General features: G+C 59.5%; 15 protein-coding genes and 1 riboswitch. Of the genes, 5 read left to right on the forward strand and 10 right to left on the reverse strand.

Annotated elements, in window-relative coordinates; all coding sequences use genetic code 11:
- Window positions 1–2275 (forward strand): CLIPPER-2 domain-containing protein (locus H4Q31_RS19275; protein WP_185180692.1); only part of this gene is annotated, 2275 nt, incomplete at its 5' end.
- A gap of 59 nt (window positions 2276–2334) precedes the next feature.
- Here H4Q31_RS19275 and aguB read toward each other — a convergent pair.
- Complete coding sequence (gene aguB, locus H4Q31_RS19280; protein WP_185180693.1) at window positions 2335–3210, reverse strand: N-carbamoylputrescine amidase; 876 nt, start codon at window positions 3208–3210, stop codon at window positions 2335–2337.
- A gap of 8 nt (window positions 3211–3218) precedes the next feature.
- A complete protein-coding gene (locus H4Q31_RS19285; protein WP_185180694.1) occupies window positions 3219–4223 on the reverse strand; it encodes an agmatine deiminase family protein in 1005 nt (334 codons plus the stop codon).
- A gap of 616 nt (window positions 4224–4839) precedes the next feature.
- On the opposite strand from H4Q31_RS19285, the gene H4Q31_RS19290 reads away from it, so the two are divergent.
- The gene (locus H4Q31_RS19290; RefSeq protein WP_185180695.1) at window positions 4840–5508 is read left to right on the forward strand and encodes an HD domain-containing protein; all 669 of its coding nucleotides are present in this window, start codon (window positions 4840–4842) and stop codon (window positions 5506–5508) included.
- Window positions 5509–5560: 52 nt separating this feature from the next.
- Here H4Q31_RS19290 and H4Q31_RS19295 read toward each other — a convergent pair whose 3' ends face one another.
- The 4 genes from H4Q31_RS19295 to H4Q31_RS19310 all read right to left on the reverse strand — a co-directional run bounded on the left by H4Q31_RS19295 (window position 5561) and on the right by H4Q31_RS19310 (window position 9989).
- A complete protein-coding gene (locus tag H4Q31_RS19295; RefSeq protein WP_185180696.1) occupies window positions 5561–6913 on the reverse strand; it encodes a DUF4179 domain-containing protein in 1353 nt (450 codons plus the stop codon).
- Window positions 6900–7469: a sigma-70 family RNA polymerase sigma factor gene (locus H4Q31_RS19300; protein WP_185180697.1), complete on the reverse strand. Its 570-nt coding sequence runs from the start codon at window positions 7467–7469 to the stop codon at window positions 6900–6902. The genes H4Q31_RS19295 and H4Q31_RS19300 overlap by 14 nt, the downstream gene beginning before the upstream one ends.
- Window positions 7470–7796: 327 nt before the next feature.
- Window positions 7797–8750, reverse strand: coding sequence for an alpha/beta hydrolase (locus H4Q31_RS19305; RefSeq protein WP_311771768.1), 954 nt, complete (start codon window positions 8748–8750; stop codon window positions 7797–7799).
- A 141-nt stretch (window positions 8751–8891) separates the two neighbouring features.
- Window positions 8892–9989 carry a mechanosensitive ion channel family protein gene (locus H4Q31_RS19310; protein ID WP_245347295.1) on the reverse strand — a complete coding sequence of 366 codons (1098 nt, stop codon included), beginning with the start codon at window positions 9987–9989 and terminating at the stop codon, window positions 8892–8894.
- Between the two features lie 160 nt (window positions 9990–10149).
- Between H4Q31_RS19310 and H4Q31_RS19315 the strand changes: the two genes are divergently transcribed.
- Window positions 10150–11160, forward strand: coding sequence for a S66 family peptidase (locus H4Q31_RS19315; RefSeq protein ID WP_185180700.1), 1011 nt, complete (start codon window positions 10150–10152; stop codon window positions 11158–11160).
- A 124-nt stretch (window positions 11161–11284) separates the two neighbouring features.
- Here H4Q31_RS19315 and H4Q31_RS19320 read toward each other — a convergent pair whose 3' ends face one another.
- Complete coding sequence (locus H4Q31_RS19320; RefSeq protein ID WP_185180701.1) at window positions 11285–11665, reverse strand: hypothetical protein; 381 nt, start codon at window positions 11663–11665, stop codon at window positions 11285–11287.
- 134 nt (window positions 11666–11799) lie between these two features.
- Window positions 11800–11880, forward strand: a riboswitch (ZMP/ZTP riboswitch).
- Window positions 11881–11950: 70 nt separating this feature from the next.
- Here H4Q31_RS19320 and H4Q31_RS19325 point away from each other — a divergent pair.
- Window positions 11951–12796 (forward strand): bifunctional 5,10-methylenetetrahydrofolate dehydrogenase/5,10-methenyltetrahydrofolate cyclohydrolase, encoded by an 846-nt coding sequence (locus tag H4Q31_RS19325; protein WP_185180702.1) that lies wholly within the window; start codon window positions 11951–11953, stop codon window positions 12794–12796.
- Window positions 12797–12865: 69 nt separating this feature from the next.
- Here H4Q31_RS19325 and H4Q31_RS19330 read toward each other — a convergent pair whose 3' ends face one another.
- The 3 genes from H4Q31_RS19330 to H4Q31_RS19340 all read right to left on the reverse strand — a co-directional run bounded on the left by H4Q31_RS19330 (window position 12866) and on the right by H4Q31_RS19340 (window position 14356).
- Window positions 12866–13132, reverse strand: a complete 267-nt coding sequence (locus H4Q31_RS19330) for a DUF6171 family protein (protein WP_185180703.1) — start codon at window positions 13130–13132, stop codon at window positions 12866–12868.
- 62 nt (window positions 13133–13194) lie between these two features.
- Window positions 13195–13323, reverse strand: a complete 129-nt coding sequence (locus tag H4Q31_RS21830) for a lipocalin-like domain-containing protein (protein WP_311771769.1) — start codon at window positions 13321–13323, stop codon at window positions 13195–13197.
- Window positions 13324–13426: 103 nt separating this feature from the next.
- The gene (locus H4Q31_RS19340) at window positions 13427–14356 is read right to left on the reverse strand and encodes an ArsR/SmtB family transcription factor (RefSeq protein WP_185180705.1); all 930 of its coding nucleotides are present in this window, start codon (window positions 14354–14356) and stop codon (window positions 13427–13429) included.
- 308 nt (window positions 14357–14664) lie between these two features.
- On the opposite strand from H4Q31_RS19340, the gene H4Q31_RS19345 reads away from it, so the two are divergent.
- Complete coding sequence (locus H4Q31_RS19345; protein WP_245347296.1) at window positions 14665–16152, forward strand: alpha-N-arabinofuranosidase; 1488 nt, start codon at window positions 14665–14667, stop codon at window positions 16150–16152.
- Window positions 16153–16350: the final 198 nt, after the last annotated feature.

The raw sequence follows: 16350 nt of genomic DNA on the forward strand, positions 1-16350 counted from the left end.
GATTCCGGCGTCGACGCCGGCCGGCCCGTTCGTCAACACGGCGACAGCGCAGGCGGATCAAGTCGGCCCGAGCAGTTCCTCCGCCACGGTGCTTGTTAGCGAAGCGCCGGCGCTGCTGTTCACGAAGTCTGTCGCTCCCCAGCAGGCACGGCCGGGCGACACGGTCACGTACACGATTACCGCCGTGAACACGGGGAATGCCGAACTGCTGAATCTGCGGTTGACGGATCCGACGATCGGGCTCGATCAGACGATCGGCAACCTGGGCGTCGGCTCATCGGTGACGATCAACTGGCCGTTCACCGTACAGATGAGCGCGCCGCCCGGCTTCTTCGGCAATCTGACGGAGATTAGCGGGAGCAACTTGAGCACGCAGCGCGTCGGCATCTCGCTTGACGTGTTGGCGTCGCCGCAGCTAAGCGCGACGAAGACAGTAACTCCGAACGTGATCGGTCCCGGAGGCACGGTCCTCTATACGGTGGACGTCACGAACACCGGCAACGTGCCGCTGACGAATGTGCGCGTCACCGACGAGCAGACGCTGCTGGACACGACAATACCCGAACTGCCGGCCGGCGCGACGGAGAGCGTGTCGATCACGAACTTCGTGCCGGTTAACACGCCGCCCTTGGTCAATACGAACATCGCATCGATCGTCTCGGACCAGACGCCGGACCCGATTACCGCGAGCGCCGTGCTGGAGATTCTCGCCGTCGCGGCCGTCGGTGTTCGCAAGGTCGCTGATCGTCAGACAGCCGCTCCCGGCGAGACCGTCACCTTCGAGATCTCGGCCTCCAACCTGGGCAACGTGATCGTTGGCCCGGTGCAGGTGACGGATACGTTAACCGGCTTCACCCAGACGATCCCGGAGCTGGCCGTGAACGAGACGCAGACGGTTCTCGTTCCGTTCACCATCCCGGTTGGCACGCTGATCGGCTCTCAGATCCTTAATGTCGCCACCATTACGGCTCCCGGCGCTCAGCCGGCCACCTCCGGGGTGTCCGTGACGGTCGTCTCCGCCGACCTCGCGATCTCCAAGGAAGGCAGCCAAGCGGTGGCGCTGCCGGGAGATACGGTGATCTACACGTTCACCGTCTCGAATCTGACTCCCGATCCGCAGACGAATGTGGCGCTGTCGGATCCGCTGACGGGCTTCGCCGAGACGATCCCGCTGCTGGCGCCGGGGGATACGATCGTCCGCACCGCCGCCTTCACCATACCGGCCAGTGCGGTGAACGGAGCGGTGATCGAGAATACGCTGACGGTCTCGTCCGATCAGACGCCGGCGCAGAATGTCGCCTTCGAGACGGTTGTCCAGACGGATCCTGCGCAAGCGACGACGCTCGCGATCCAGCTCTTCCCGGACCAGACATTCGCGCAGCAGGGAGAGACTGTCGTCTTCGTCGCGGAAGTGACAAATACAGGTGGAAGCCCTGCGACGAATATCGTCGTCTCCGACAGCCTCACCGGAACATCGCGGACGATCCCGGCCTTGGCCCCGGGAAGATCGGCGTCGGTCTCGTTCCCGTTCGCGATCCCGCCGGGGACGATCCAGGGAACCTTGCTCGTCGACACCGCTTCGGCTGTGGCTCCGGAGGTTCCGGCACAGTTCCAGCCCGTCACCGCTTCGGCTTCGGTCTTCGTCTCGCTGCCGAACTTCTTCTTGACTGTGGAGCTTAGCGCAAGCCCCAATCCGGTTCCGAGCGGGGGCCAGACGATCTTCACCATCGTGGTAACGAATGTCTCCGATCCCGTGCTGACCAACGTTCGGGTGTTCGGGCTGCTAACGGGATTCTCGGAAGTGATCCCCGCGCTGCAGCCGGGCGAGAGCCAGACGTTCCAGGTGCCGTTCACGGTGCCGGCGGGCACGATCGGAGGGACCGAGTTCCAAGGCGTCGCGTCGGCGTTCTCGGACCAATCGGCGATTGTGCAGGCGTTCGCGACCGTCGTGGCGGAGTCCTCCTCGAACGCCATTCTGACCCATACGGTCGATCCGCAGGAGGCAGCCCCGGGGGACACGGTGGTGTTCACGATCCACGTAGTCAATACGGGCAATGTGCCGTTCTTCAACGGAAGACTCGTAGGGCCGCTTCTTAACCTGAGCCTGACGACGGAAGTGTTCCAGATCGGCGCAGACGAGACGTTCCGGATTCCGTTCGTCGTTCCCGAGAACGCGCAGGAGGGTGACTTGGTCAGTGTGGTCACCGCGTCGTCGAACAACGGCCCGACGCTCAGCGCCACGGCCGTCGTGCATATCGTCATCGAAGAAGAATAAGGCTTAGATGCAACGAACCCGCCCAGAGCCGTGTAGGCCGGGCGGGTTCTATTTGTTGGTCAGATGATGTTGCTTCCGTCGTAAGAAGCGATCACCTTGTACAGCTCAGGGCGCCGATCTCGGAAAATGCCCCATTCGATCCGCTGAACCTCCAGCTGATCCAGGTCAAATTCGGCGACGAGCGTCGTCTCTTCCGTCCGTCCCGCCTCCGCGATCATATTGCCCTGCGGGCCTGCGATGAACGAGGAGCCGTAGAACGTGATCGACGAGTCTTCGTCCTCCTCGACGCCGACGCGGTTCGAGGCGATGACGGGCATCAGGTTGGACGCGGCATGGCCGCGCATGCACATCTGCCAGTGGTCCTTCGAATCGATCGAGCCGTCCTGCGGCTCCGAGCCGATCGCCGTCGGGTAGAACAGCAGCTCCGCGCCCATGAGTGCCATGCAGCGCGCCGCTTCCGGGTACCACTGATCCCAGCAGACGCCGACGCCGATCTTCGCGTAGCGGGTGTTCCATACCTTGAACCCGGTGTCGCCGGGGTTGAAGTAGAACTTCTCCTCGTAGCCGGGACCGTCCGGAATGTGGCTCTTGCGGTAGACGCCGAGCACTGACCCGTCCGCGTCGATGACCGCGAGCGAGTTGTAGCGGGCATAGTTCTTTTTCTCATAGAAACTGATCGGCAGCACAACCTGAAGCTCCTTGGCAACCTTGCGGAAATGGTTCACCGCCTTGTTCGCTTCAACTTCGGTCGCGTAAACGTAGTAATCCGACTTCTCCTTCTGGCAGAAGTACGGCGTCTCGAAGAGCTCCTGGATCAGGATAATCTGCGCGCCCTTCGCTGCGGCTTCGCGGACAAGCTTGTCGGCCTTCGCAATGTTCTCTTCGATATTGCAGGAGCAGCTCATTTGCGTAGCCGCTACAGTCACCTTTCTCATCTCGCGTCTTAACCTCCCGCTCGCGGCATCTGCTGCGTCGTGCAGTGAACGTTGCCGCCTTCTTTAATAATCGCCATGCCGTCCACCGTCCGGATGCGACGGCCGGGGAACGTCTCTATCAGGATGCGCTCGGCTTCGCGATCCGTCTCGGCAGCCGCGCCTCCGAACACCGGCAGCACGATGCCGCCGTTCACGAAGTAGAAGTTCAGGTAGCTCAGCGTCAGCCGGCTGTCCTCGAAGTGCGTCTTCGGCGGCTGCGGGATCTTCACGACCTCGAGCTTGCGGCCCTTCGCGTCGGTCACTTCGCTTAGGATGCGCAGATTCTCCTGCGTAATCTCGTAATTCTCGTCCGCCGGGTCGTCGCACACTTGGATGACGATCTTCCCCGGAGCGGCGAAGCAAGCGACATTGTCAACGTGGCCGTCGGTCTCGTCGCCGTCGAGGCCGCGCTTCAGCCAGATGATGCGCTCCACGTTCAAGTATTGCTTCAGCTGCTCTTCGATCTGCTCGCGGCTCATGTCCGGGTTGCGGTTGTCGTTCAGCAGGCACTCTTCCGTCGTCAGCAGCGTGCCTTCGCCGTCGACGTGGAACGAGCCGCCTTCCATCACGATCGGCGCGTCGAAGCGGCGGATGCCGTAGTGCTCGAGGATACGCGGCGCGACTTCGTCGTCGAGATCCCAAGGCGCGTACTTGCCGCCCCAGGCGTTGAAGCGCCAGTTCACGCCGGCGCGTTCGCCCCTCTCGCCGAGCAGGAATGTCGGCCCATTATCGCGAAGCCAAGCGTCGCTGTGCGGGATGACGAGCAGGTCGATGTTCGGCGCGTTCAACTGGCTGCGCGCGAAGTCGGCGTCGGCCTCGTTCACGAGCACGGTCACCGGCTCGAACTCGGCGATCGCCTTGACGACGCCGGCATAGCCCGAGCATACCGTCTCGTGGTCGTCCGGGTACACCATCGAATCCCGCACCGGCCAGGACATGAACGTGCGCTCGTGTTCGGCCCATTCGGGAGGCATGGTGAATTTCAACTGTTGAGGATACAAGTTCGTTCAGCTCGCTTTATCGTGTAGTGGCGGATCTTCGGGTGCGTCATTGCACATTGCCACCATCATATACGAAATGGGGCTTGATCTCAATCACTGCGCCGGCGCGGCTTCGTAAGCCCTCCGCGGGGTCTTGCGGACATCCGCACAGATTCCGTCCCCCTCCCCGCACTCCGCACGCACTCCGCATCTGATCGATCTTGCTTCTGGAGGTTCGGAGTAACTGACACGCAGTCGCTCCCCCCCCCCGCATTCCCCCGGCATCTGCTCTAATCTTGCCCCTTCGGGTTTGGAGTAACAATCTGTTGTGGCATAACGGAACGTCGTTCCGTTATCAACTAGGTGGATAGCCATTCGTGAACGATAACGGAACGCCGTTCCGTTATTAGTGGGTTTCTAAGTGAGGTACTCGTGAGAGTGCGGCGAATAGCGGAACGGTGTTCCTCTATCGTGTCGGCGAGCGGTATAGCGTCATGTCATAACGGAACACGGTTCCGTTGTAGGTTCGTGCTGACGTGCGCCAGACGCTTCCTCCATCTGGTATAATATCCCTTTACCGAATTGTGCTATTGGAGGAGACGAAGAAGCCATGGAACAACCGAATCTTGAACCCATTCGAATGCAAGTGATGGATGCGGCGGCGCGATTCGCCCGTTCGGAGCTTGAGCATGACCTGACCGGCCACGACTGGTGGCACATCCATCGTGTCGTTCGGATGGCGGAACGGCTGGCGCGGGAAGAGGGAGCCGACGTCTACATCTGTACCGTCGCGGCGCTGCTGCATGACGTGGCGGACGAGAAGCTGAACGACTCGAAGGAGAGCGGCATGCGGAAGGTGAGCGATTGGATGGAAGCTCATCCGATGGAGCCGGACGATCGGGCGCACGTTCTCGACATTATCGCGAACATGTCCTATAACGCCGGAGCCAATCCGCCCATGCGGACGCTCGAGGGACAAGTCGTGCAGGACGCCGACCGGCTGGATGCCATCGGAGCGATCGCCATTGCCCGAACGTTCCTATACGCCGGCCGGGTCGGCCACCAGATTCACGATCCGGCGCTGCCGCCGCGCGATTCGATGACTCCCGCCGAGTATCGTCAGGTGAAGAGCACGGCGATCAATCATTTCCACGAGAAGCTGCTGAAGCTGAAGGACCGCATCAACACACCCTCCGCCAGACGAATCGCCGAAGAGCGGCACCGTTACATGGAGGCGTATCTGGAACGCTTCATGCAGGAGTGGGCAGGCGTCCAGTAACGGCGGAATCCAGCAATAAAGGGGGGCCCTCGACAGGCCCCCCTTTCACCTATTATTTTCCATGCGGCAAATCGACATTGATCTCTAGCTCGGGGATGTACTTCTTGGCCGTTCTGCCGAAGGTGACGAATACGAGCTTCGTGTCCGGCGCGACCGGTTCGAATACGGCGTCGGTACCGTTGTTCCAAGCCAGACTATGGATTGGATTCCCTTCACCGTCAAGTAATTGAAGCGACCATATATAGTCGACGGGCTGCATGTGGATGATGGTCCGATCCGGCAAGTAGTCGATGCTTGTCACGTCCACCGTATCCGTATCGCGGAGGGGAAGCTTCAGCGGCCTGCTCTCCGTAGGCGGTTCCTTCATTTCCGTCCGGAACGACACTGGCTTAGCTTCAAATTGCGCCAGATTGAACACGAACGGCCGAATCCGCAAGCTCTTGGCGTCTTTGGGTAGCGGAGGGAGGTTGATTTTCTCGTTGTCGAAATCCAACGGATTGCGGGTACTTAACACTTCTTCGTTTATCTGCCCGGTATCGTCCGTGATCTCGACGCCTAAGTTGTCGGATTCTCCAAAGCCGCTCAAGGTGTGTCCGTACCATAACTGCGTGGATACAGGGGATGCCATTACTTTGTTGAGATGGAACGTACCGTTAGCATTCGTACGGGAGACGGAACCGGCAACGGTTCGCCACTTCCCGGATTGGACCGGCATATCAAAAGACCAATCTCCCGCGACATCTCCGATTTTGTTGATATTCAGCTGTACGCTGTGCGGTATGACCTTCATTAGAATGGGGGAAAGCTCCTGCGGTGCCAAGGCGGTCTGAGACGGAGTGATGACGACGCCTTCGTACGTGCCATCCTCCATACGTTGAGATCGATCGTACAAGGGACCTGTTATTTTCCCCTCTGGAATTGATCCGATATATCCGGCCCATTGTTCGTTCAATTGCAATTCGGCGTCCACTTTGGAGAGGTCGATCTGCCGATCCGAGGACACTGTATATCGCAGCCCTACGTAAGAATCGTCATACACAACCTCGCGAACCATGACGGTGATGCCTTGATCCGTCACGGAAGGACCCGTCATGCTGTCTGCCTCCGGCATGATCTCGCCAACCACACCTATGACGGCCGAATGGGATGGGGATTGGGGCAGCATCCCACTCCAGTCTCGCTGTCCGGCGAAGACTGCGACAACGGCAATCGCTAGACCTGCGGCCGCGAAGCCCATGAGAGGCCGCCACCTGGGGGCGCGTTCTGGCTTTGTCCGTTCCGGCAACCCCTCTAACACCTCGTCAATCCGGTCCGCGACGACAGCGGGAACAGCGGGAACCGCCCCCGTATGACGAACGGCCGCACCCCGCAGCAGAGCTTCTACTTCCGCCTCACGGTAGTTCATAACCGATCTCGCTCCTCTCGTCTCCGATTCCAGTCAGCCGCTTCGCCAAGCTGCGCCTGGCGCGGTGCAGCCTGGACTTCAGCGTGCCTTCCGACACGCCGGTCATAGCGGCGATGTCCGCCAGCGGCAGATCCGCGAAATAATGCAACTTGACCGCCGTCCTTAGCGGCTCGCGCAGCCGCTCGACGGCGTCACGTACGTCCAGATCCCGATCCTCCTGCATTTGAAGAGCGTCCGCTGCGAGTGCCGGGAGCTTGTCCGACAACGAGACCTTCTTGTCCTTGCGGCGGATCTGCCCGCATTCATGAATGAGAATCCGGAACAGCCAGGTGCGGAAGAAGGCTGGCTCTCTTAAATTGCCGAGCCCCCGGTAAGCCTTCAGGATCGTCTCTTGCAGCGCGTCCGCGCAGTCTTCGTCCCGATTCAGCAGCGTGCGGGCCATGTGGTACAAGTCCGGCTGCACGGCCCGAATCAAGCGCGCGAACGCCTCTTTGTCGCCCGAGCAAGCCAACTGCACGTCCGTCCTCCACGCCAACTCCGACTTCGACTCCGGCATGCGGCTTCCCCCTTTCCATTCCGTTTATTGACCAACATTCATTAGATGCGGGAGCGTGTGATCAGGTTCGCTGTTTAGCTTCACGAATCCAATCATTTACCAAATTAGTTATCAATGCAATAAAAAACCGCTTCCGAAGAAGCGGCGTGCTGCGTGCTGCGCGCTGCCATATTAATCGAGCAACGTCGCCTTCCCCGGCTCGCGCAGGAATACGAACATCATTCGAATCTGCGCTTCCGTATTCCGTTCCGAAGAGAGCGGCGGGAGAGCGTCCACGAGGGTCTCTCCTCTCCGAGAGCAAACTACATTCACCGAACTCCATGCTGCTTATCCATTCACTTGAGCAGGGACGCGAGACTCCTCCGCAGCCGCAGAACGATCGTGCACGAACCGGCCGAGGAAGCTTCGCAGCGCTCCCGCGTACAGCTCCCGATCCGTGAAGTAGGCCACAGCGTGTCCGGCGTTCGGGATGACCAGCTTCTCCTTGATGGAGACGCAGCTGTCGTACAGCCGGTGCACCATCTCGAACGGCACGAACGTGTCGGCCTCTCCGTGAATGAACAGGATGGGCTTGGTCGAGCGGGCGACCTGCTTCTCCGCCGAGGCTTCGCCGAACAAGTACCCCGCGCGCAGACGGCACACGAGGCTCGTCAGCGGAACGAACGGAACGGCCGGCAGTTTGAAGAGGCGCTTGAGCTGATAGGACAGAATGTCCTTGGCTGACGTGTAGGCGCAGTCGCTGACGATGCCTCGTACCTGATCGGGCAGCTTCTCCCCGCTCGCCATCAGCACCGTTGCTCCGCCCATCGAGATACCGTGCAGCACGATCTGGCTGCCGGCGCCGACGCGGCCGATGACGTAGTCGATCCACTTGCCGTAGTCCTTCCGCTCGTGCCAGCCGAAGCCGATGTACTCGCCGTCGCTGCGGCCGTGTCCGCGCGCGTCGGGCATCAGCACGTTGTAGCCGAGCGACTCGTGATACAGCTTCGCGAGCGCCGACATATTGCCGATGGCGTCGCCGGTATAGCCGTGCGCCAGAATGACCGTCCGGTCCGATGGCCGGCTGGCCGGCAGGTAATACCCGCGCAGCGTCAGTCCGTCATGCGAGACGATCGAGACGTCTTCGAGCGGCTGCTCGCGAACCCACGCCATCACCTCCGGCGGGGTGAAGGGGTTGTCGTCTTGCTCCAAGTCGGGGCTCGAGGACATGGCCTTCTTGTTGCCTTTGCGCGAGACGGCGACTTGATAGAAGTGCAGGCTCGCCGCGATCAAGGTAATCACGAGAGCCCCCAAGATCACAAGGATTGTTGTGGCGGCAGTAGGCATGTCGATCTCTCCGTTGAAGAAGTTGCTGGAAGGGAATTCCTTACCTGCATATATTCTAGCATACCCGCGCAGCGGGGATACAGACGGTGCAGTACGTTAAGTGGTCACTTTCGCCCGTACAGCTTCTGCGTCGGCCGGCGACTCGAGCTGCACACGCTGAATCGGGTATGCCAGCCGCAAGCCTTCGTCCGCCAGAATCTCCAGAATCATCAGGTTGATCTCCTGCCGGATTCTCGTATATTCGTCCCAGACGGTCGTGTTCGTGAAGAAGTAGATCATCAGCCCCAAGCTTTGTTCATTGATATCATGGAACCGCACCATGATGAGCTCGGGATGGACATGCTTGTTCGAGCGAAGCTCCGTCTCTATTCGGGAAGCTGCGCGCTCCACGCTCTCCGGATCGCTGTCGAGCGCTACGTTCAGCGTGTACGAGATGCGGCGTTTGCCCATCTTGCTGAAGTTGGTGATCGGCTGGCTCGCCAGCGTAGCGTTCGGTACCGTGACGACGGAATCCGCGAACGTGCGGATCTTGGAGCTGCGGAACGTAATGTCCTCGACGACGCCTTCCGTGTCTGGCGTCTGAATCCAATCGCCCTTGGAGAAGGGCCGCTCGGTGATGATGACGACGCCTCCGAACATATTGCTGAGCGTATCTTTGGCGGCCAGCGCGACGGCGAGGCTGCCCAGTCCCATGCCCGCGACGACGCCGTTCACGTTGAACCCCCAATCCGATGCGATGGCGGCGAGCGCCAGCACAATGATCAGGAAGCGCAGCAGCTTGGAGAGGAACGGAATGAGCATGCTCGACTCATCCATGCCCAGCTTTCGATAGATCCCGGCGAACAGGGTGGAGGATACCGCCGAGATGTTGTACAATCCCCAGCTGGCGAAGATAATGCCTAGACTTCGGACGATCCGTTGGAGAAGCGCTTCATAATGCCAGGAAGCGGGTATGTAGATCTCGATTGCCGTATAGAAGCCTATAAGCATAATGATGGCGCCGATCGGCTTGCGAATCGATTCGAGCCAATTGGAGAGGTTGTCGCCCTTCACCCATTTGCGAATAAGCAAGGGGAGGAGCCAGCGGGTAACGATCTTGCCGAAGAGGTAGAAGATCAGGACGGTCCCGATAGAGATGAGCAATCGGATCCAGCGGATTCGTTCAGGCAGATCGGCAATCCAATCCTCGGACAACGGCTGTTCACTCCTATCTATGTATTTGGTTAGAGATTGTACCATACCTCCGGATGCAGGTCGATGGAACCGATTGACTGGCCATTGGGAGGGTTGGTAAAATGTAGTATTCTTCACAAGCGGCATTCATCATTCGAACGAACGGAACGGAGGGATTGGCGTGAACCGAATCGTATATCCCGCACCTTTGCGTCTTGGCGACAAGATTGCCGTGACGGCGCCATCGAGCGGTACCGGGCCGGAGCAGCACGACATGCTGCGGCAAGCCAAGCGGAGCTTGGAGAGCATGGGGTTCCAGGTCGCAGAAGGCCGGACGATCTGGACGAACGAGAAGTGTGTGAGCGCGCCCAGAGAGACGAGAGCGCGCGAGCTGGAGGCCTTCCTGGCGGATGATGAGGTGAAGGCGATCATTCCGCCATGGGGCGGCGAGTTCCTCATGGAGCTGCTCCCGCTGATCGATTGGGAGAGGTGGAAGGCGCAGGCGCCCAAGTGGCTTCTGGGCTACTCGGATATTAGCACGTTGTTGTTCGTATACACCTTGTTAACCGGTCATGCGACCGCCCATGGGCCTAATTATTTCGATGTCGGCTCCGAATCGCCGGACGAGCTGACCGCACGCTGTCTGGATGTGCTTCGTATGGGTCGGGGCGCAGCGGCGCGTCAGACTTCCTCATCCCGCTACCGTTCCTCCTGGCACAATCCGCCGGATTCGGACACGCGTTGGGAGATCCTCGGCGGAGGAGAGCGCGCTCGGTTCAGCGGCCGATTGATCGGCGGATGCCTAGACACGCTGTCCAGCTTGCCAGGCACTCGCTACGCGCCGGTGGAGTCGTTCGTGCGAAGCTATTGCGAGGACAGCGGCGTCATCTGGTACTTGGAGAGCTGCGAGATGAATGCGGCGGATATCTACCGGAGCCTCTGGCAGATGGAGCAGAGCGGCTGGTTCCGCCGGATGAACGGCGTCCTCATCGGCCGCCCGGCCGGCTATTCCCATGCGGATGGCTTTGAGCTGACGGATGCGCTGTCCGCCGTGTTCGGCCCCATGGGCATCCCCGTCGTGTATAACGCCGACATTGGGCACGTCCCGCCGCAGCTGACGCTCGTGAACGGCGCGCTCGCCGAGGTGTCCTGCTCCGGCGGACGCGGGGAGCTGACGATGACGTTGAGCTGACCTTCGGGGCGCGGTTCTCTGCTGCATGGACTTCAAGCAAGAATTAGGCGCCGCAGTAACGCTTCGGCTGCCGAGCAAGGCAATGGCCGGCAACCCCCATTCCGGGTGGTGCCGGCCATTGTCATCACAGTGCCCCCGCCTCTTGGGCGATCTGCCAGGCTCTGTCGTAATCCTCCGCCTCCACGATCGCGCATAGCATAATGTCCCGCCCGGTCACGCGATTGTCCGGTCCGCCGGAGCTCATCCCGCTGGCGCTGACGCTCGCGGCGAGGAGGGGGGCCGTATCGGGGTTGTCGGTATCCGCGCCCATCGTCAGGTAGCCGAGCCCCCGGAAGTTGCCGGTGATCGTCTGGCCGAGCTGGTCGAGATTCTGCATGCCGGTGCCGCTATACCCGTCGAACCGGTCGATGGCATAATCGATGAGCCTTAGCGATTTGATCTGCTCCACGGCTCGTTTGGCCTGATCAGGCGTGTTGAAGTAGGCGAAAAGCGTTCTCTCCGGCATGATATTCCTCCCATTCCGGTAATGGCCGTCCATGATCTTCCCTAGTATGGTCAGCGCGCCGGACCCTATACCCGCCGTCGCAATCGCAGAAGCGATCTTGAACATACCCGCCTGATACGGTATGATCGAAGCAACAAGTCGTGCGTGACTGGCGGAGCATGGGATTAACCATGAGGGAGCGCGCGGGATACGAGCCGTACGCCTGGGCAGAGGTAAGAGGATGGGCATCCTCTTGCCTCTTTCTATTTTTATTCGCCCCAATTAGAGGAAGGGAGTTGCGTCAACATGTCGCAGCAGAAGCTCATTCTGGACGGCGCGCGCGTCGCCCAAGAGATCAAGGACCAATTGGCGGAGCGGGTGAAGGCACTGACCGCGAAGGGAATCGTCCCGTGCCTCGCCACGATTCTGGCGGGGGACGATCCGGCATCCGCCACTTACGTCCGCATGAAGGGGAACGCCTGCCGGAAGCTTGGCATGGAGTCGCGCCGCATCGAACTGCCTAAGGAGACGACGACGGAGCAGTTGATTGCCGCCATCCGCGAGCTGAACGAGGACCCGGCCGTTCACGGCATCCTGCTGCAGCACCCGGTTCCCTCGCAGATTAACGAGCGCGCGGCGTTCGAAGCGATCGATATCCGCAAAGACGTGGACGGCGTGACGACACTTGGCTTCGCGCAGAATGCGTTCGGGTTCGCAGCCTATCCGTCCTGCACGCCGGCGGCGATCATCGCCATTCTTGATTACTATCGGATTCCGATCGAGGGCAAGCACGCCGTCGTCGTCGGCCGCAGCCCGATCCTCGGCAAGCCAGTGTCGCTAATGCTGCTGAACCGCAACGCCACCGTCACGGTCTGCCACTCCCGAACGCGCGGGCTGGAGCAGGCGGTCGGCTTGGGCGACATCGTCGTCGCTGCCGTCGGCAAGCCTAGCTTCATCCAGGGCGCTTGGCTGAAGGAAGGGGCTGTCGTGCTGGACGCCGGCTACAACGAAGGCAACGTCGGCGACGTCGACTATGAGTCGTGCCTGGCGAAGGCAAGCGCCATCACGCCGGTGCCCGGCGGCGTCGGGCCGGTGACGATCGCGATGTTGCTGAAGCATACGGTGGAAGCGGCGGAGAGAGCGGCACAATAGAATGCACAGAGGGGCTCTCCCTGCAAGGGAGAGCCCCTATCCTGTCATCGCACATATTGGCAATTCACGTTAACCGGCCCATCGGCTGCCGCCGGGCGCCGGGCATGTTCGATCCAAGAACTTGGCCCTCACTTGAACGACGCAGCCGCAATGAGCGCAAGTAGTGCCGTACTGCAGGGAGGGACATGCCGAGCAAGCCGACAACCGATTCTCGTAGACGTCATCCGTCACACATGCGTCGGGGAACCGAGCCAGTTTGCGAACCATATTCTCGATCTGCTCCTGAGTGACATGCACATCTGCAGAACAGCCTTTGCACGAAGATGGGGTTGACATACGAGCGCCCTCCTTTGCCTTTCTCCACATGATAGCACGATTCCAAGCGAGAAGATGACGGTTTATCGGGCGGCGTGGCTTCCCCATACGGCGGTTCCCGTATCGGACAAGGCGCTGAAGGTCATCATATCGGACAGCGTCCCCGGATCCCACTGGCGGACGAATACGCCTCGGTAGGCGACGCCGTCCACCTTCGAGGTTCCACCAGTACTAGTTGTCTCGATGCTTCGAGTTGAACCGGATGAGCATGCCTGGCGGGCACGTATGCCGCTGCATATTGCTAGGTTCGGTGGGTTAACTTCCGCTCCCCGCAGGAACGGTCTTCTCGTAATAGAGACGGAAAACCATGTCTTGCTTGTAATTGCCAAACCCATTGCCGAACAGCGTTATGCCTCCGATATTGCGGGAGTTGTTCTCCACTGCGATCCGCAGCGTCCATTGTTTGTCCCATATATTGATTTGATCGAGCGTCACGTCGGACAGGGGATTGCCATCCATGCGGGTGCCATGGTTGGTAACCGTCAGATGCTTGAGCAGTCCGTACTGGTTGATATTATCAGGCCACCAGGTCGGGTTGTATTTGCCGCGTTTATCGCCGTAGTCTCCCGGACTCGTCCAAGTGCCAAGATTCACGTTGTTCATATAGAACGTAATGTCGGACGGCCAATTATTGTTCGTAAGAGGAGCTTCCGACGCAATCTCCATCGAGATGACCAACTCGGTGGGGTTCTCGGTAGAGAGGAGGAAGTTAGGGATTTTATATTCGATAAAGCCTTCGCTGAACCAGAGAATCTTCGCTTGGAATCGATCTGCATCTAGGAAAGAGCGAGGGTCGTCGACGATGCCGAGGAACTTCTCGGTTGTAGCCAGCCCGCACGTTGGCTCCACTTGGAAGTCTGTGAAGTGCCCGACAGCAATGTCTCGCTGGTGATATTCCCGGATGTGGTCAACCTTGTTGGGGAAAATGATCTCAGCCTGCTCAACCTGCAAGGAGCAGATCTTCTGCACGCCGCCGCGGCTTGGCTGCATCTCACTGCGGATAATGCCTGCTTTCTCTAATTTCTTGATATGCATGGTCATAATAGCGCTGCTTAGTCCGACAGCTTCGGATAATTCCCGAATATTCATCGGCCGCTTCGCCAAGAGATGGATAACCTTGAGGCGGACGCTGCTTGCCAGCGCTTCGTACACGGGCAAGGACTTCTCGGAAATGTCTAAATCCATAATGATCCTCCAGTTCAGATAGATGCGGTAAGAAGGCTAGCATGAATACTATATATTTTTATTAACTATTTCGCAATGCTTGTGTCAATCGGTTGAATAATGACTACGAACCAAAGATATTGATCAACGTTCCTCGAAGCGCACGAGTATTGACACTTATTACCGGCACAAGTATTGTTAATATATAGACTGATATATTGCGATTATCATTAATCAATTCCAAGCAGAACATCATGAGGTTATCGATTTCTTCTGAGAGCAAGCCAGTTCATCTGTTCTGTATTCTACACCTGATGGAGGAGAAGACATTGTCGAACCAGAAAGTTGTCGTTCACGCCGATTGGACTCTTGGAACCATTAACAAGAATATCTACGGGCATTTCTCCGAGCATCTGGGACGCTGCATCTATGAGGGGCTGTGGGTGGGCGAGGATTCGCCGATTCCGAACACGAAGGGCATTCGCAACGATGTGCTGGAAGCGCTTCAGAAGCTGCGCGTGCCGGTTCTTCGCTGGCCGGGCGGCTGCTTCGCCGACGAATATCATTGGAAGGACGGCGTCGGTCCGCGCGAGAAGCGCAAGCGGATGATCAACACGCATTGGGGCGGCGTTGTGGAGAATAACCATTTCGGCACGCACGAGTTCTTCCAGCTGTGCGAGCTTCTGGGCGCCGAGCCGTACATCTGCGGCAACGTAGGCAGCGGCACCGTTCAGGAGATGTCCGAGTGGGTTGAGTATATGACCTTTGACGGCGAGTCGCCGATGGCGAATTGGCGCCGGGAGAACGGCCGGGAGCAGCCTTGGAAGCTGAAGTACTTCGGCGTCGGCAATGAGAACTGGGGCTGCGGCGGCAGCATGAAGGCGGAGCACTACGCCAATCTGTACCGCAATTATCAGACCTACGTCCGCCAATACGGAGACAACAAGCTGTACAAGATCGCAGGCGGCCCTAACGTCGACGATTACCACTGGACCGATGTGCTGATGCGCGAGGCTCACTGGATGATGGATGGGCTGAGCTTGCATTATTATACGGTTCCGGGCACCTGGGGACATAAGGGGTCCGCGCTCGACTTCGATGAGCAGGAATGGTTCGTGACGGTGCAGAAGGCGCTGCATATGGATGAGCTCATTACACGGCACAGCACGATCATGGACCGCTACGATCCGAAGAAGCGCGTCGGCCTGATCGTCGACGAATGGGGCAACTGGTTCGATGTGGAGCCCGGCACGAATCCGGGCTTCCTGTACCAGCAGAACACGATGCGCGACGCCATCGTGGCGGCGGTTCATCTGCACGTATTCCAGAAGCATTGCGGCCGCGTGCAGATGGCGAACCTGGCGCAGATGGTCAACGTCCTCCAAGCCGTCATTCTGACGGAAGGGGATAAGATGCTGCTGACGCCGACGTACCATGTGCTGGAGATGTTCAAGGAGCATCAGGATGCCGAAGCGCTGGCTATTCACGGCACGTTCGGGGAGTACGAGCTGAATGGCGCGAGCTTGCCGCAAGTGAGCGTGTCGGCTTCGAAGAAGGACGGCAAGGTGCTCGTCAGCTTGTGCAACCTGAGCCACAAGGATGCAGCCGGGCTTGAGATTGAGCTGCGCGGGACGGAGGATTCGTACGTCTGCAACGGCTTGATTCTGGCAGGCGACAGCATCGGCGCTCACAACACGTTCGAGCAGCCCGACCGCGTAGCGCCGAAGGCATTCGACGGCGCGGCGCTCTCCGGAGGCAAGCTGCGCGTGGATCTGCCTGCCGCTTCCGTCGTGACGCTGACGTTGGAAGTGAAGTAAGGCGACGGACGTGGCAAGACTCCGGCTGGAGATTCTGGCCGCAGGGTAGGGTTCGACCGCAACTTGGCGGTGAGCCTGCACCACGGCAGCTATAGCAGGGGTGTCCCAGGTCATGCCAATGGCCTAAGGGGCGCCCCTGTTTCTTCGGATTAGGAATTCAAGAGTCAATTCCTGCCGGCAATGCTCTCAAGAGGCGCG

Origin of the sequence: Cohnella lubricantis, from assembly GCF_014212015.1 — a bacterium.
Lineage (GTDB): Bacteria > Bacillota > Bacilli > Paenibacillales > Paenibacillaceae > Cohnella > Cohnella lubricantis.

Excerpts from the sequence above, each read along its gene's own strand:
- aguB (WP_185180693.1), bottom strand. The coding sequence starts at position 3,210 with ATGAGAAAGGTGACTGTAGCGGCTACGCAAATGAGCTGCTCCTGCAAT.
- H4Q31_RS19285 (WP_185180694.1), bottom strand. The coding sequence starts at position 4,223 with ATGCCTCCCGAATGGGCCGAACACGAGCGCACGTTCATGTCCTGGCCG.
- H4Q31_RS19290 (WP_185180695.1), top strand. The coding sequence starts at position 4,840 with ATGGAACAACCGAATCTTGAACCCATTCGAATGCAAGTGATGGATGCG.
- H4Q31_RS19295 (WP_185180696.1), bottom strand. The coding sequence starts at position 6,913 with ATGAACTACCGTGAGGCGGAAGTAGAAGCTCTGCTGCGGGGTGCGGCC.
- H4Q31_RS19300 (WP_185180697.1), bottom strand. The coding sequence starts at position 7,469 with ATGCCGGAGTCGAAGTCGGAGTTGGCGTGGAGGACGGACGTGCAGTTG.
- H4Q31_RS19320 (WP_185180701.1), bottom strand. The coding sequence starts at position 11,665 with ATGCCGGAGAGAACGCTTTTCGCCTACTTCAACACGCCTGATCAGGCC.
- H4Q31_RS19325 (WP_185180702.1), top strand. The coding sequence starts at position 11,951 with ATGTCGCAGCAGAAGCTCATTCTGGACGGCGCGCGCGTCGCCCAAGAG.
- H4Q31_RS19330 (WP_185180703.1), bottom strand. The coding sequence starts at position 13,132 with ATGTCAACCCCATCTTCGTGCAAAGGCTGTTCTGCAGATGTGCATGTC.
- H4Q31_RS19340 (WP_185180705.1), bottom strand. The coding sequence starts at position 14,356 with ATGGATTTAGACATTTCCGAGAAGTCCTTGCCCGTGTACGAAGCGCTG.